Source organism: Intrasporangium sp. (assembly GCF_051961875.1).
Classification (GTDB): Bacteria; Actinomycetota; Actinomycetes; order Actinomycetales; family Dermatophilaceae; genus Intrasporangium_A.
The window spans coordinates 23,526-38,248 of sequence record NZ_JBQCCV010000089.1 but is presented as its reverse complement, the minus strand read 5'-3'; the positions used below and the strand labels follow the sequence as shown (position 1 = coordinate 38,248).

Below are 14,723 nucleotides of genomic sequence, written 5' to 3'. Positions count from 1 at the left end.
GTCCGCGGCAACGAGACGAACAGCCAGGGCACCCTCCTCATGGGCCGGGCCGGCTGGTTCGACGAGGTGATGCGCTTCTACGACCTGCACCTCAAGGGCATCAACCCGTCAGTCCAGGACCCCAACTTCCTCATCGAGGGCAGCGACGGCACCTGGCGCGCCCAGGACTCGTGGCCGGCGACGAAGCGTGAGACGTCCGTCCGGCTGCAACCCGGCAGCTACGTCGACAACGGTCGTGCCCGGACTGCCGCCCCGCAGGCGGCCGACGCCGGCGTGTGGGACATGGAGCACGCTCCGGACCTGCCGACCGGCCCACAGGACCAGGGTTACGGCCCCAAGCCACGCACCACCGACGACGGCAAGGGCTTCTACACCTGGTCCAAGCCGGTCAACAGCGACGTTCGCGTGACGGGTACGCCGCGCGTCTCGTTCACGGCGAAGGGTGAGGGCAACGTCCTCGTCCGGCTGTGGGACGTCGCCCCCGACGGCACCGCCGTGATGTTCGACGAGCAGATGTCCCTCGTGCGCGACGGCGCGGTCGAGTTCGACCTCAAGTCGACGGACTGGACCCTCCTCAAGGACCACCAGCTCGTCGTCGGGATCGGCACCAACACGACCCGGTCCTGGTCCGACACGCCCTCGAACCAGCAGATCTCGGTGTCGTCGGCGTCCCTCGCGCTCGAGCTGCAGAACGCCCAGTGGGACGAGCGGGCCCAGGGTGACCCCTCGCCCTTCCTCACGAGCTACCGCAAGAGCTACACCGCCTCATGGGCGGCGACGGCACCCGGGAGCTTCCCGCTGAACGTCCCGCAGGGCAGGGGCTGAGCAACGCCGAACGACAAGGAGGTATGCCGCGAAGCGCGCTCGCGCACGGAGGCTCGCTGAGCGGCATACCTCCTTCGGCACGAACTGCCTTCTGGTTTCGAGGTATTTACCGGTCGGTGGTGTCCGGGGAACACCTCGAACCCGGAGGGTCAGAAGACGATGGTGCGCCGGCCCGAGAGGAAGACCCGGCTCTCCGCGTGGGCCCGGACGGCGCTCGACAGGACCCGACGCTCGACGTCGCGGCCGATCGACACGAGGCGCGTCGGCGTCTCGGCGTGGGTCACCCGGACGACGTCCTGCTCGATGATCGGCCCCTCGTCGAGATCCGCCGTCACGTAATGAGCTGACGCGCCAACGAGTTTGACCCCGCGGTCATGGGCCTGGTGGTAGGGCTTGGCCCCCTTGAAGCCGGGGAGGAACGAGTGGTGGATGTTGATCGCCCGTCCGGCCAGTTGCCCGCACAACCAGTCCGAGAGGATCTGCATGTACCGCGCCAGCACGACGAGCTCGATGTCCTCCACCTCGACGATCTTCATCAGCTCGGTCTCGGCGTCGCGCTTCGTCTCGGGCGTGACCGGGATGAGCGTGAACGGAAGCCCGTAGTACTCGACGAGTGCCCGACAGTCCTCGTGGTTCGACACCACCCCGACGATGTCGATCGGCAGGTCGCCCGACTTCCACCGGTAGAGCAGGTCCAGCAGGCAGTGGTCGAACTTGCTGACGAGGATCAGCGTGCGGCAGCGCTCGTCGGCCGGCCGAACCGCGAGGTGCTGGTGCTCGACGGCCTCGCTCGAGTCGATGGCGGTCAGCACCGCAGCGACGTCGTCGGACCCGGCATCGAAGACCGTGCGCATGAAGAACAGGTTCGTGTCCTCGTCGCTGAACTGCTGGTTCTCGACGATGTTCGCCCCGACCTTCAGCAAGGCGTTCGAGACGGCCGCGACGATGCCGGGGCGCTCGTCACAGGTGAGGGTCATGATGTGCCGGGCCATTGGAGCAGTCTGAACCACGGGCGCACGCTGCCGAAATCGACACGCTCCCCGTCTCACGGCCGGACCGAGGCTGTCCACATCCCGGGCACCCGGCGCCCGTCGTCCCCAGATCGGCGCCGGGGTGGGGCGTGCCCGGCATGCCGTTCCTAGCGTCGTCCGTATGCCGCTCCGCCCAGTTCCGCGGCCGCCTCAGCCCTCGCGCGTGGCGGCCATCCTCGGTCGCCGTGGCGAGCCCGAAGGCTCCGGCCACGCCGACGATGGAGGATCAGCCGGAGCGGTCGACCCCGAGGAGCTGGAGGCTCGGCTCCGGCAGGCGCGGCGGCCGGGACTCGTCACGGTGCCTGAGCAGCTGCGGCTGGGGCGGCTCGCCGTCTCGACGAGTGCGGTGGTCGCGCTGCTCGCCCTCGTCCTGGCGGTCGGGTGCACCTTCGTGGTCCGCATCCTCTGGGCCGAACGCACTGCGGCGCCGCAGGCGCTCGAGGCGAAGCCTGCAGCCGCGCCGACCGCGGCAGTGACCGTGACCGGCGGATCGGATGGGGCGACGACGGCCCCCGTTGCAGACGGAGTGGCCGGTACGGGGCCGACCTCGGCCGGCTCGATGGGTCAGGTTGCCGAGGTCGTCGTCCACGTCGTCGGTCAGGTGAGGAAGCCGGGCGTGGTGCACCTGCCGGGCGGCGCTCGCGTCGCGGACGCCCTGAGTGCGGCGGGCGGCCCGGCCAAGGGTGCCGACCTCGCGGCCCTCAACCTGGCGCGACCGGTGTCGGATGGAGAGCAGGTCTACGTGCCGAAGCCAGGTGAGACGGTTCCGGCTCCACCGGCGGTGCAGGGCGGGGGCTCGCCGAGTGCCGGTACCGCGGCCGGTGGCTCTGGCCCCGGCACAGGGCAGGTGAACCTCAACACTGCGGACCTCGCCGCACTCGACTCGCTGCCCGGCGTCGGACCGGTCCTGGCCCAGCGGATCCTCGACTGGCGGGCCGAGCACGGCCGCTTCAGCTCGATCGAGGAGCTGGGTGAGGTCAGTGGGATCGGAGAGAAGCTGCTCGCACGGCTGAAGCCGAAGGTGACGTTGTGACGCTTCACGGCGCTTCCGCCGAGTCCGGGGTCCGGGTTTCGACCCCAGGATCTCCGCGCGTGATCGTCAAGAGGGAGCGCCGTCTCGACCTGCGGCTCCTGCTGCCGGTCCTCGTCGTCTGGCCCCTCGTCGCCTTCGTCGCGCTGCTCGTGCCCATCGCCCTCGTCGTCCTCGCCGCCGGTGTCGCCGCTCTCGCGGCGCTCGTCGTGCTGGGGCGACCCCGGCGGGTGGGACCGTGGCGCAGGCTGCTCGCACTCACCCTCGCCGCGCTCGCGCTCGCCCTTGCGGCCGTCGGTGGTCACCGGACGCTGCGGGCGGTGGGGCCGGTCGAGGAACTGGCCCGGCAGCGGGCAAGCGTGACGGTCCGTGCGCAGCTGGCCACCGATCCGCGCGAGGTGGTGAGCGGCATACGGGACGAGGCAGGCACCCGGCCCCGTGTGGTCGTGCGGGTGCTCACGACGGAGGTGACAGCACGGGGGAGCCGGACTGCGGTGCGGACGCCCCTGCTGGTCATCGCGGACCCCGAGTGGGCGGGCCTCGAGTGGCATGACGAGGTCGAGTTCACCGGACGGTTGGGCGGGGCGGAGCCCGGTGACGACGTGGTGGCGGTGGTGAGTCCGCGTGGGCCGCCGACGGTGACGGGCCGGGCCGGTGGCCTCTTCGCTGTCGCCGGCTGGGTCAGGTCCCGGTTCCGGGCGGCCACCGACCACCTGTCGCCGGACGCGCGCGGCCTGGTTCCCGCCCTCGTCATCGGGGACACCTCGCGCACGCCCCCGGACCTCACCCAGGCGATGCTCGACACCGGCCTCAGCCACCTCAGCGCCGTCTCGGGGTCGAACGTCACCCTCGTGCTCGCTGCGGCGATGGGGTTGTGCGGCCTGCTGGGGGTCCGTCGCCGGCGACGGCCGTGGGTCGCGCTGGCGGTGCTCGCGGCGTTCGTGGTCCTCGCCAGGCCGGAGCCGAGTGTCGTGCGGGCGGCGGTCATGGGGTCCGTGGGCCTGCTCGGCCTGTCGACCTCGCGGCGACGGGCGGGCGTGCCGGCGCTCGCCGCCGCGATCCTCGGTCTCATCGTCTGGGACCCGTGGCTGGCGCGGTCCTACGGCTTCGCCCTGTCGAGCGTGGCGACGCTGGGCCTGCTCGTCTTCGCCCAGCCGTGGGGGAGGACGTTCGGGCGGCGGCTGCCGCGCCGGCTCCGGGGGCTGGGACCGATTCTCGCGGTGCCGGTCGCGGCGCAGGCGGTGTGCGCGCCGATCGTCGTGCCGCTGCAGAGCAGCGTCTCGCTCATCGCTGTCGTCGCGAACCTGCTCGCGGCTCCGTTCGTCGCACCGACGACGATCGTCGGTGTCACGGTCGCGGTGCTGTCGACCGGATGGGTGTGGGGCGCGGCGGTCGTGTCTTGGGGAGCGGCCCTGCCTGCCCAGGGGATCGCCTGGGTGGCCCGCTGGTGCGCCGCCGTCCCGGGGGGTGCGATCGCCTGGGACGAATCGGCGTGGGGCGCAGTGCTGCTCGCGCTGCTGACGGTCGTCGCCATCCTCGTCGCGCCCTGGCTGTGGCACCGCTCGCGGACGTGGCCGCTGCTCGCGGTCGCGGTCGTCAGCGTCGCGGCGGCGTTCGCGGTCCCGACGAGCCTGGTGTCGTGGCCGCCGCCCGGCTGGGCCCTCGTTGCGTGCGACGTCGGGGAAGGGGACGGCCTCGTCATCTCGAACGGCCCGGGGCATGCGGTCGTCGTCGACACCGGCACGGAGCCGGCCGTGATCGACGCGTGCCTGCACCGGCTCGGCGTGGAGGTCGTCGACGTCGTCGTGCTGACGCACTTCCACGCCGACCATGCCGGTGGCCTGGCCGGAGTCCTCGACGGTCGGCACGTCGGCGAGATCCGGGTGTCGCCGGTCAAGGACCCGCAGTCCGAGGCGCAGCACGTGTCCGGGCTGGCGGCGAAGGCACGCGTGCCGGTGTCGGAGCTGCGAGCGGGAGAGTCGTGGTCGGTGGGGGAGGTGAGCGCCGACGTGTGGTGGCCGGGGCGCCGGATCAGCGAGGGCTCGATCCCCAACAACGGATCGATCGTGATGACGGTTCGCGTCCGGGGACTCTCGGTCCTCATGACCGGCGACATGGAGCATGAGGCGGCGGCCGAGGTCGTGCGGGCCGCGCGGTCGAACCCGGAGAAGTGGGGCCAGGTCGACGTGCTCAAGGTCGCACACCATGGGTCGAGCAACCGGGACGACCGACTCCTCGACAGCATCTCCGGCCGGCTTGCCCTCATCTCGGTGGGCGCCGACAACGACTACGGGCACCCGGCGCCGCCCCTGCTCAAGGTCCTCGGCGAGCGTGGGTTCGCCGTCCACCGAACCGATCTCGAAGGTGCCCTGGCCGTGGTCGTGGGGCCAGATGGTGCGATCACGGTCCGCTCGGGATGACACCAGGGGAGGCCATCGGGATCTGGTGTTGTGGCCGCCGTGACAGCCGATCGCGGCGGGCGAGGGCGGGCGGGCCGGTGCGGGTTAGGGTGCAGGAGTGCGTGGTGAGTACAAGGTCCCCGGTGGCAAGCTCGTCGTGGTCGACCTCGAGACGCGGGATGGGAGGCTCGCCGACGTTCGTCTCTCGGGCGACTTCTTCCTGGAGCCGGACGAGGCGCTCGAGGACATCAACGCGGCGCTGGAGGGGATGCCGGTCGACGCGTCCGTGACGAACCTGGCGGAGGCGATCGACGGCGCACTGGATGAGGACGTCGCCCTCATCGGGTTCTCGTCGTCTGCCGTGGGCATCGCCGTCCGCCGGGCCCTCGGGAAGGCGACCGGGTGGGCCGACCACACCTTCGAGGTCATCCCCGCCGTCACAATGGACCCGCTCATGCACGTGGCCCTCGACGAGGTGATCCCCGAGCAGGTCGCGTCGGGCGAGCGCGGCCCGACGCTGCGGTTCTGGGACTGGGACTCGCCCCACGTCGTGATCGGCACCTTCCAGTCCGTCCGCAACGAGGTCGACCCCGAGGGTGCCGAGCGCTACGGGATCCGGATCGCGCGCCGCATCTCCGGCGGCGGAGCGATGTTCATGGAGCCCGGCAACTGCATCACCTACTCCCTCGTCGTCCCGACCTCACTCGTCGAGGGACTGACCTTCGAGCAGTCGTACCGGGTCCTCGACGACTGGGTCCTCGGGGCGCTCCGGGAGCTCGGCATCAACGCGGACTACGTCCCGCTCAACGACATCGTCTCCGACAAGGGCAAGATCGCCGGGGCGGCTCAGAAGCGCTTCGCCAACGGCGTCATGCTCCACCACGTGACGATGTCCTACGACATCGACGCCGACAAGATGCTCCAGGTGTTGCGGATCGGCCGCGAGAAGCTCTCGGATAAGGGCACGAAGAGCGCGAACAAGCGCGTCGACCCGCTGCGCTCGCAGACGCAGATGGCGCGGATGGACATCATCGACGCGTTCATCAAGCACTTCGAGGGCCGCTACGACACCGAGCCGAGCACCTACACCGACACCGAGCTGGCCCGCGCCGAGCAGCTGGTCGCGACCAAGTTCTCCACCGACGCCTGGACCAACCGCGTCCCCTGACCGTGAGCACGCGCCACGAGAAGTGGCGATGGCTCCAGTTCTCGTGGTCCCTAGCACCGGCCGAGCCGACCGAACGTCAGGACGTGCCGACGGCAGCCGCGCGGCGAAGGTCACCGGCGGCTTCGAGCCCGCCGCCACCGGTGCCGTCACCAGCGACGCCCGCCGTACCCCAACGGCAGGCCGCACCCACACCGCCGAAGTACATGTGCGGTCCCGGGTACGCGTTGCCTTCCAGCCTCAGGGCGGCGACAGCCTCGTCGATCGCCGGTGCGTCCTCGTAGTCGACGCGCAGCGGGTGCTCCGCCCCGACCGAGACGTGCACCCGGGGCGCGGAGATGGCGTCGACGAGCCCTTCGCCACGGAGGCAGACCCGGCCGAGCACCTGCATGAGGGCTGTCGTGATCCGGTCCGCACCCGGAGAGCCGATCGCCAGCGCCGTGCCGTCCGGGCGGCGGGCGGTCGTCGGGGCCATGTTCGACGCCAGCCGGGTGCCCGGCGTGAGGGTGTGCAGCCCGAGCCGGTTCAGCTCCGGCTCGCCGAGGCAGTTGTTGAGCAGGATGCCCGTGCCGGGGATCGTGACACCGGCGCCATAACCGGCGGAGAACGTGATGGCACAAGCGGTTCCGTCGCTGTCGACAGCCGACACGTGGGCGGTCGACGCCGACGTCGGCAGTCCCGCCAGGCCGTACCGCTCCACCTCGGCGAGCAGCCGCAGCCCGTCGCGCTCCAGGTCGCGGGACAGGTCGTGGACCTCGTGCCGATACGTGAGGACGGCGCGCTGGATCTCGATGACGTCGCGCCAGGACGAGGTGCCGCGGCGCACGAGCTCGCCGAGCATGACCCCGAGCAGCGGTCCACCGATCGACGGCGGCGGGTTGAGCGCCACGATCCACTCGCCGAGCCTGCGCTGCAAAGGAATCCGGACGATCGGTTCATAGCTGACGAGGTCCTCGGCGGTCACGAGTCCGCCGTTGGCCGCCATGTCGGCGACGAGAGCCTTCCCCACGTCGCCGGTCGTGAACAGGGCCGGTCCCTCGGTGCCGAGCTGGTCGAGCACGTCGGCCAGGGGTTCGTTCCGGGTCATCTCGCCCGGAGCCAGGGCCCGGCCGTCCGGACCCGACACAACGCGGAGCGCCTCGGCATCCTCGCCGAACAGCGGCTCGCGCACGTACTCGAGATAGGTCGCGGCCGCCCCACCGAGCGGGTAGCCGTCCCGGCAGATGGCAGCGGCCGGAGCCACGAGGTCGGCCCAGGGGAGGGCGCCGTGGCGGTCCCGGGCCAGTGCGAGCGCCTGGATCGCGCCCGAGTTCGCGACCGAGCCGTGCGCGGCATACATCGTCACACCCCCGCCGTATGCCGTCACGACGCGTCGCACGCCCGCTCCGAAGCGCTCGGGCCCGGCTCCGCGCCCGGGCATCTCGACGTTCCCGTCGATGAGCTCGGGGTCGCCGTCCGCCGGCCAGATGTTGACGAAGGCGCCGCCCATGAGGCTGACGACGCCTGGCTCGGTGCTCATCGCCACGAGCGCGGTCGCGATCGCGGCATCGACCGCGTTGCCGCCGGCGCGCACCACGGCGAGGCCCGCGTCACGACCCGCGACGCTGGTCGCCGCGACCGCCACACCGGCCGCGCCCGGGGCTGCTGCCCGTCGGCTCACGGCCGCCCCAGGGAGTGGTACTCCTCGTTGGGGACCATGCCGATCGCGGTCGAGACGCGGTTTGTCATGTTGAACATCCCGATCACCTGGACCAGCTCAAGGATCTCGTGGTCGTCGAGGCCGACGCCCCGCAGCGGGTGCAGGTCAGCCTCGGTCACCTCGGCGGGTCGCAGGGTCAGCTTCTCCGCGTAGGCAGCCATCGCCTGCTGTCGCCCGGAGAGGTCCGCCTGCCGCCAGTTCACCGCGACGAGGTCGGCCGTCCGGGCGTCACCGCTGTACTCCCGAAGGGCGGCGCCGTGGCTGATGCAGCAGTAGGTGCAGCGGTTGAGGTTCGAGACGACGACGGCGAGGAACTCGCGGTCCTCATTGGAGAGGTGGCCCTCCTTGTTGACGAGGAGGTTGAAGTAGCGCCACCAGGCGAGGAACTGCTCTCCGTTGTACGCCTGGGCCTTGAAGACGTTGGGCACGAAGCCCATGTTCTCCTCGGCCTTCGCCCACAGCTTCGCGACGTCGTCGGGCACCTCGTCGGCACTCGGTACGGGCAGGTACGAGATCCGCGGCTCATCTCCCATGACGGCAGGTTAGCCCCGCTCGCCGCGGCGAGCAGGGGCTGGCACAGCGGCATACATAACGGCCGGTATGCCGCTGAGCCGGGGAGCGCGGTAACCCTCCGACGCGCGCGGGGCACGCCAGCATAAGCGGCGCTTATGCTGGAGGCATGATCGACGCAGCGGGCCTCCGAGTCATGAAGGCCATCGCCGAGGCCGGCAGCTTCACCGGTGCCGCCAACGCCCTCGGGTTCACCCAGCCGGCCATCTCGCAGATGGTGCGGCGCCTCGAGCAGCGCACCGGCACGATCCTCGTCGAGCGCTACGGCCGGCAGGTCCGGCTGACCGAGGCGGGCCAGGTCCTCGCCCGGCACGCCGTGGGGGTCCTCGCCGCCCTTGACGCAGCAGAGGAGGAGATCACGGCGATCGCCGGGCTTCGCGCCGGTCGGGTGCGGCTCATGGCGTTCCCGAGCTCATCGGCAACCCTCGTGCCCAAGGCGCTCGCGATCCTCAAGGAGCGCCACCCGGACGTCACGATCCACTTCACCGAGGCCGAGCCCCCGGAGTCGCTCGCCGCGCTCCGGGCCGGGGACTGCGACGTCGCGGTGGCCTTCGCCTATGAGGGGATGGACCTGGGTGAGATCGAGGAGGACCTGTCCTCCCTCGTGACCCACAAGCTGCTCGACGACGAGGTGCGCCTCGCCGTCCCGAAGGACCACCCGCTCGCCAAGCAGGGTGTCGCCCACCTGTCGGACTTCTCGTCCGAGGAGTGGATCGCCGGGTGTCCGCGCTGTCGGGGTCACCTGCTCTCCCTCGCCGGCCACACCGGCTTCGCCCCCAACGTCGCGTTCGAGACCGAGGACTACGTCGCCGTCCTCGGTCTCGTCCGCGCCGGGCTCGGCGTCGCCCTGGTGCCGGACCTGATCCTCAACGCCGCGAAGCCCGAGGACGTCGTCACCCTCCCGCTCGAGCCCGCCTCGCGGCGGCAGATCCTCGCCGTCACCACCCCGGACCTGCAGCGGGTCCCGGCCGTGCACGCGGCGATCACCGCGCTGTGCGAGGCCGCTGGTGTGCCTGCGCCGGAGCTCGAGGAGCCGAAGACGCCCGCCCCCGCCTGACCCTGCGCGTGAGGGCAGGGTCCCACGCGCCATACCTCGAGTGAGCGGCCGGTCCCACCCGCCACACGTCGAGTGAGCGGCCGGTCCCACCCGCCACAGCACGAATGTGACTGGAGTGCTGGACCGCTCACGCGACGGAATAGGCAGGGGCGCCGGAACGTAGAGTGAACTGTGTCCGAGTCCCGTCCTGTCGTCACCGCTCGTCTTGCCACTTCGCGCATGCTCCCGCTCGAGACGACCGACCTCGGCACCCTGGACGACCTCGTCGACCTCGTGAGTGGCGGGGGAGTGGTGGTCCTCTCCGGTGCGGGGGTCTCGACGGATTCGGGCATTCCTGACTACCGCGGGCCGGACGGCACGCGGCGCGTCGAGCCGATGACGTTCGGCCAGTTCGTCGGATCGAGCGAGGAGCGCCGGCGCTACTGGGCCCGCAGCTACATCGGGTGGCAGCGCTTCAACGCCGCCCTCCCCAACAGCAACCACCGCCACGTCGCGGCACTCGAGGACGCCGGTTACGTCGACGCGGTCATCACCCAGAACGTCGACGGCCTCCATCAGGCGGCCGGGAGCCGGGACGTCCTCGAGCTGCACGGCTCGCTCGACCGCGCCGTCTGCCTCACCTGCGGGGAGGTGACGTCGCGCACCGCCCTCCACGAGCGGATGACCGAGGCGAACCCGGGCTTCATGACGCGCTTCGCCGAGGCCGCGCACGCAGTCGGGTCCCAGTGGGGCGAGCAGGTCCGCCCGGACGGCGACATCGTCCTCGCGGACGAGCTTGTCGCGTCCTTCCACGCCCCGCGCTGCCTGGTCTGCGGCCACGACACGGTGAAGCCGGACGTCACGTTCTTCGGCGAGTCGGTGCCCAAGCCCTTGGTCGAGGAGTGCTTCCGACTCGTGGAGTCGGCCGGCGCGCTGCTCGTGCTCGGCTCGTCCCTCGCGGTGATGAGTGGCTACCGCTTCGTGCGCCGTGCCCGCCAGGTCGGCGTACCGGTCGCGATCGTCACTCGGTCCGCCACGCGCGGGGACGCGGACGCCACGATTCGCATTCACGCACCCCTCGCGCCGACGCTCGACGCGCTCGGCGCTGCTCTCGAGCACTGAGGGACAAGCCGTTTCGTATGCCGCTCAGCCCCTGACGCGGGCCTGCCCGCCCGGCCGACGTCCAGAGTCGCGAGTGCTGCGCGCGCCCTAGGCACTGCTCCCGGTCAGACGCGGCGCAGGACCGCCGTGACCTTCCCGAGGATGGTGGCGTGGTCCCCGTCGATGGGGTCGTAGGCGTCGTTGTGGGGCAGCAGCCAGACGTGCCCGTCCTTGCGCTTGAAGGTCTTGACGGTCGCCTCGTTGTCGAGCATCGCCGCGACGATGTCGCCGTTGTCGGCAGTGGGCTGCTGGCGCACGACGACCCAGTCGCCGTCACAGATCGCGGCGTCGACCATCGAGTCGCCCTGGACCTTGAGGAGGAAGAGCTGGCCCTCGCCGACGATCTGCTTGGGCAGGGGGAAGACGTCCTCGACGACTTCCTCGGCCGTGATCGGCACGCCGGCGGCGATCTTGCCCAGGACGGGGACGTATGAAGCGGCCGGCCGTGCGTCGCCCGAGTCGGTCTCGTCGTCGAACGACGGGCCGAGCGGGATGGTGCCCCCGCCGCGGTAGCCGAGGGCGTCGGGGCTCGTGTCGGGGGAGACGACCTCGAGGGCGCGCGGGCGGGTTGGGTCGCGGCGCAGGTAGCCCTTGGCGACCAGGGCGTTGAGCTGGTGCGAGACGCTCGAGGAGCTCGCGAGCCCGACGGAGTCACCGATCTCGCGCATGCTCGGCGGGTAGCCCCGGCGGTCCACGGAGTCGCGGATCACCTCGAGGACGCGGCGCTGGCGGGCCGTCAGGCCATCCGCGCGGTCACGGTCGGGAAACTGCGTCACGTCGGCCATCTGCATCCCCTTCGTCGCGTCACCGAGCCGGTCGTCAGGGCCGTGGGGGGACGGTCTCGGCGTCCGTCCGAAGGCACTGTCGGTGGTGGCTGGTGGAGTGTCTCGTGTGAGAGCAGCGTACGAGGTTCGAACACCGAAGCCAAACATTTGTTCGACGCGTGTCTCGACATTGTCGGGTGGGCGTGTTAGAAATCGTACAAGCGTTCGATCGAACAGCTGTTCGCTCAACCTTCCGTAGGCGAGGCGGACGCACGACCGACAAGTGAGACCGACCGAGGAGGACGCCATGAGCGCCATCACCGTGCAGCCGATCGCGGAGCCGGGCAGCAAGCCTCACGCCCCGCGCCCGCGTCTCGTCCTCGTGCCGACCGGCTCGGACGCGCAGGGCCTGGGCCTCACCGCGCCCACTGGCCCCGTCCGGCTCACCCGCCGTGGCCGGCTGGTCCTGACCCTCATGGCGCTGGGCCTCGTCGTCACCGCCGGCTTCGGTGCGTCGACGGCCTTCGCATCCGGAGCGGCCGCGCCACGCACCATCACCGTCGAGGCGGGCCAGACCCTGTCCGAGATCGCGGCGTCCCAGCTGCCCGGCGTGGCGCTCGGCGACGCGATTGTCGAGATCCAGGTGGCCAACTCGCTCTCGACCGACCAGGTGCACGCCGGCCAGACCCTGACGATCCCCGCCGGCTGACACCTCCCGATTCGGCCGCGTTGGCTCCACCTTCAGCGGCTCGGTGGGCGGCGAATCGACCCCGCTGACCACCACGGACGCCATCCCAGTTTCTCTGGGGTGGCGTCCTTTTCGTTGGCTGACATCTCGGGGCGAGCCACGCCGACTCCTTGGTGTGCGGGGGGCCTGGGGCGGGTGGGGTGGAGTGCTCACTCGACTGGTGGACGGGTGTGTGGATGAGCGACATGGCGGATCGGTCTGGCCGCGTAGGGTTTTCGGTGGGGGCAGGCAGGAGAGACAAGGTGAAGTACACCGTCGACCCCCAAGCCCTCAATGTCAGCGCGGACAGCGTGAAACGGGCACTCGAACTGGTTGCCACCATCCACATCGACGAGGACCTGAAGCCCCTGACCTACGCCTTCGCGGGTGGGGTCACCATCGGGCGGCTCAAGGCGACCACGAACCTCTGGGACATCCAGCTGGCCGGCGCCCGGGCCCAGCTGCGCTTCCTCGGCAGTGCCCTGGTCGAGGCCGCGGAGGGCTATGGCGGGCTCGAGTCCCTGACCATGCGCAGGCTCCGGGGGACGGAGCCTGAGACGCCATGAGCATCTCGATCGGCGACATCCGGTGCTTCCGGCCGGCACTCGCCAGGGAAGCGCGGGACCGGATCGACCTCGAGCGCAAACGGATCGGTCAGGCCATCACCGAGCTGCTCGCCGGCCGGCCGCATGCGTCGGTCTGGAGCGGACCGGCCGCCCTCGCCGCCTTCGGCCGCAACGCCGACGCGGTCCGCGTTCTCGCGGAGCTCGCCAACCGGCTCGCCGTCACGGCGCAGGTCCTCACCCACCTGGCCGAGCGGATGCAGGCCTGCCTGGAGCTCGTCCGGCACGCGGACCACCGCGCAGCCGACGGAGGAGGCTGGCTCAACCACGAGGGCCAGCTCTTCCTGCCGCAGCCGCCGGCATACCTCGACCCGGTGCTCGTGGCCCACCACGCCAAGCGGGAGGCGCTGCTGCGCGAGGAGGTCGAACGTGACCTCCTGCAGGCGCAGAGCCTCGCCCGTCAGACCGACCAGGAGGCGTCGACGCGGCTCGCCGGCGCAGCCCAGCCGACCTCTGTCATGCCGCCCTTTGTCACGGCACCGTTGCCGATCCCAACGCCACCGCTGCTGCGACAAGGCGAATACGTCGACCCGGCAAGCGCGTTCGCCAATGCCGCCTGGTGGCGCGGGCTGACCCCTGAGGAGCAGTGCCGCGCCATACGGGAGCATCCCGAATGGGTGGGTCCCCGCGACGGGCTACCCGGACGGGCGCGCCATCAGGCCAACCTCACGCTCCTCGTGAGGCTGGAGACCGCTGCCGCGGGCGAGCTCGTGGACGTCGAGCACCGCCACTACGGGAGCCAGACGGCCAAGCGGGAGGACCTGATCTGGAAGACCCAGCGGGTCGAGTCCCTCCGGGTCGTGCGCGAGGTGATGTCCCAGCCCGACGACGTGCAGAGACAGCTGCTCTTGGTCGACGACTCAGGGCCGATCGTGCGCACCGTGATCGCCATCGGCGACGTCGACACCGCCGAGCACGTTGCGACGTACGTGGGCGGGTTCACGACAACGGTGAGGGGCTCGCTGCGACGCATGGACCGGGAGTCGAAGCAGATGCGTGCCGAGGCGGACTCGCTCACCGAGGGCGACGTTGCCGTCGTCAACTGGCTCGGGTATCCGGCGCCGCAGTGGGCGGGGGTGACGATCTCCCGGGCGAGCGTCCTCGGCGAGGAGGTCTCGAGCGGTTCGTCCGACGAGCTCGCCACCTTCCTCAACGGCTTGGACGCCGCGCGGGACACGCCGGTCCACTCGACGCTCTGGGCCCACTCCTACGGGAGCAACCTCGCCGGCCATGCGCTGCTCAGGACCGTCGCGCTCGACGACGTCGTGCTCTTCGGGTCGCCCGGGGTTCCGTTCCGCAAGGCCGAGGACGTCGGGCTCAAGCCGAACGGCCTCAACGTCCTCGCGGCACCGGACGACTGGATCCCGAAGGCGGGACCGCTCTTCCTCGGGACACCGCCGCTCGCCATCCCGGGTGCCCGCCGGCTGGCGACGCTCCACGTCAAGGGCATGCCCAACGACCTGCGCACGGCTGCCGGCCACTCCGAGTACCGGGACGCGGGCACGCTGTCCCGGCGCAACCTCGTTGCCGTCGCCGCCGGCCGCCCCGACCTCGTCATCCGCGCCGGCGCCGAGGAGTGCCGCCCCACCGGCGGCGTGCAGGGGCCCGCCGCCGTCCCGAGCGGGCCGGTCCCGCTGGGCCCGACACGGTGAACGTGGACTCGACCGTGCCCCACTGGCGGTGGTGCACGGCC

General features: G+C 71.2%; 13 protein-coding genes. 9 read left to right on the top strand and 4 right to left on the bottom strand.

Annotated elements, in window-relative coordinates:
* Positions 1-825 (top strand): CocE/NonD family hydrolase (locus ACTHJJ_RS05330; RefSeq protein ID WP_440301900.1); only part of this gene is annotated, 825 nt, incomplete at its 5' end.
* A 149-nt stretch (positions 826-974) separates the two neighbouring features.
* On the opposite strand, the gene purU is transcribed toward ACTHJJ_RS05330, so the two are convergent.
* Positions 975-1,817 carry a formyltetrahydrofolate deformylase gene (purU, locus tag ACTHJJ_RS05325; RefSeq protein WP_440301899.1) on the bottom strand — a complete coding sequence of 281 codons (843 nt, stop codon included), beginning with the start codon at positions 1,815-1,817 and terminating at the stop codon, positions 975-977.
* Positions 1,818-2,019: 202 nt separating this feature from the next.
* Between purU and ACTHJJ_RS05320 the strand changes: the two genes are divergently transcribed.
* The 3 genes from ACTHJJ_RS05320 to ACTHJJ_RS05310 all read left to right on the top strand — a co-directional run bounded on the left by ACTHJJ_RS05320 (position 2,020) and on the right by ACTHJJ_RS05310 (position 6,453).
* Positions 2,020-2,889, top strand: coding sequence for a helix-hairpin-helix domain-containing protein (locus ACTHJJ_RS05320; RefSeq protein ID WP_440301898.1), 870 nt, complete (start codon positions 2,020-2,022; stop codon positions 2,887-2,889).
* Positions 2,890-2,948: 59 nt separating this feature from the next.
* Complete coding sequence (locus tag ACTHJJ_RS05315; protein WP_440301897.1) at positions 2,949-5,306, top strand: ComEC/Rec2 family competence protein; 2,358 nt, start codon at positions 2,949-2,951, stop codon at positions 5,304-5,306.
* 97 nt (positions 5,307-5,403) lie between these two features.
* The gene (locus ACTHJJ_RS05310) at positions 5,404-6,453 is read left to right on the top strand and encodes a lipoate--protein ligase family protein (RefSeq protein WP_440301896.1); all 1,050 of its coding nucleotides are present in this window, start codon (positions 5,404-5,406) and stop codon (positions 6,451-6,453) included.
* A 76-nt stretch (positions 6,454-6,529) separates the two neighbouring features.
* Here the strand turns inward: ACTHJJ_RS05310 and ACTHJJ_RS05305 are convergent, their stop codons facing one another.
* Both ACTHJJ_RS05305 and ACTHJJ_RS05300 read right to left on the bottom strand, forming a co-directional pair.
* Entirely contained in the window at positions 6,530-8,110 is a 1,581-nt protein-coding gene (locus tag ACTHJJ_RS05305; protein WP_440301895.1) for a gamma-glutamyltransferase, read from the bottom strand.
* The gene (locus ACTHJJ_RS05300; RefSeq protein WP_440301894.1) at positions 8,107-8,682 is read right to left on the bottom strand and encodes a peroxidase-related enzyme; all 576 of its coding nucleotides are present in this window, start codon (positions 8,680-8,682) and stop codon (positions 8,107-8,109) included. The genes ACTHJJ_RS05305 and ACTHJJ_RS05300 overlap by 4 nt, the downstream gene beginning before the upstream one ends.
* A gap of 146 nt (positions 8,683-8,828) precedes the next feature.
* Between ACTHJJ_RS05300 and ACTHJJ_RS05295 the strand changes: the two genes are divergently transcribed.
* Both ACTHJJ_RS05295 and ACTHJJ_RS05290 read left to right on the top strand, forming a co-directional pair.
* Positions 8,829-9,776, top strand: a complete 948-nt coding sequence (locus tag ACTHJJ_RS05295) for a LysR family transcriptional regulator (protein WP_440301893.1) — start codon at positions 8,829-8,831, stop codon at positions 9,774-9,776.
* A gap of 219 nt (positions 9,777-9,995) precedes the next feature.
* Positions 9,996-10,877 (top strand): Sir2 family NAD-dependent protein deacetylase, encoded by an 882-nt coding sequence (locus ACTHJJ_RS05290; RefSeq protein WP_440301892.1) that lies wholly within the window; start codon positions 9,996-9,998, stop codon positions 10,875-10,877.
* 104 nt (positions 10,878-10,981) lie between these two features.
* Here ACTHJJ_RS05290 and lexA read toward each other — a convergent pair whose 3' ends face one another.
* The gene (lexA, locus tag ACTHJJ_RS05285) at positions 10,982-11,701 is read right to left on the bottom strand and encodes a transcriptional repressor LexA (RefSeq protein ID WP_440301891.1); all 720 of its coding nucleotides are present in this window, start codon (positions 11,699-11,701) and stop codon (positions 10,982-10,984) included.
* Between the two features lie 286 nt (positions 11,702-11,987).
* On the opposite strand from lexA, the gene ACTHJJ_RS05280 reads away from it, so the two are divergent.
* From ACTHJJ_RS05280 to ACTHJJ_RS05270, 3 genes are all read left to right on the top strand, one after another.
* The gene (locus tag ACTHJJ_RS05280) at positions 11,988-12,389 is read left to right on the top strand and encodes a LysM peptidoglycan-binding domain-containing protein (RefSeq protein WP_440301890.1); all 402 of its coding nucleotides are present in this window, start codon (positions 11,988-11,990) and stop codon (positions 12,387-12,389) included.
* 281 nt (positions 12,390-12,670) lie between these two features.
* The gene (locus tag ACTHJJ_RS05275) at positions 12,671-12,973 is read left to right on the top strand and encodes a hypothetical protein (RefSeq protein ID WP_440301889.1); all 303 of its coding nucleotides are present in this window, start codon (positions 12,671-12,673) and stop codon (positions 12,971-12,973) included.
* The gene (locus tag ACTHJJ_RS05270; RefSeq protein WP_440301888.1) at positions 12,970-14,682 is read left to right on the top strand and encodes an alpha/beta hydrolase; all 1,713 of its coding nucleotides are present in this window, start codon (positions 12,970-12,972) and stop codon (positions 14,680-14,682) included. The genes ACTHJJ_RS05275 and ACTHJJ_RS05270 overlap by 4 nt, the downstream gene beginning before the upstream one ends.
* Positions 14,683-14,723: the final 41 nt, after the last annotated feature.

Bases quoted from the DNA above. Each gene is read 5' to 3' on its own strand.
- purU (WP_440301899.1), bottom strand. From the start codon at position 1,817: ATGGCCCGGCACATCATGACCCTCACCTGTGACGAGCGCCCCGGCATC.
- ACTHJJ_RS05300 (WP_440301894.1), bottom strand. From the start codon at position 8,682: ATGGGAGATGAGCCGCGGATCTCGTACCTGCCCGTACCGAGTGCCGAC.
- ACTHJJ_RS05295 (WP_440301893.1), top strand. From the start codon at position 8,829: ATGATCGACGCAGCGGGCCTCCGAGTCATGAAGGCCATCGCCGAGGCC.
- ACTHJJ_RS05290 (WP_440301892.1), top strand. From the start codon at position 9,996: ATGCTCCCGCTCGAGACGACCGACCTCGGCACCCTGGACGACCTCGTC.
- lexA (WP_440301891.1), bottom strand. From the start codon at position 11,701: ATGGCCGACGTGACGCAGTTTCCCGACCGTGACCGCGCGGATGGCCTG.
- ACTHJJ_RS05280 (WP_440301890.1), top strand. From the start codon at position 11,988: ATGAGCGCCATCACCGTGCAGCCGATCGCGGAGCCGGGCAGCAAGCCT.
- ACTHJJ_RS05270 (WP_440301888.1), top strand. From the start codon at position 12,970: ATGAGCATCTCGATCGGCGACATCCGGTGCTTCCGGCCGGCACTCGCC.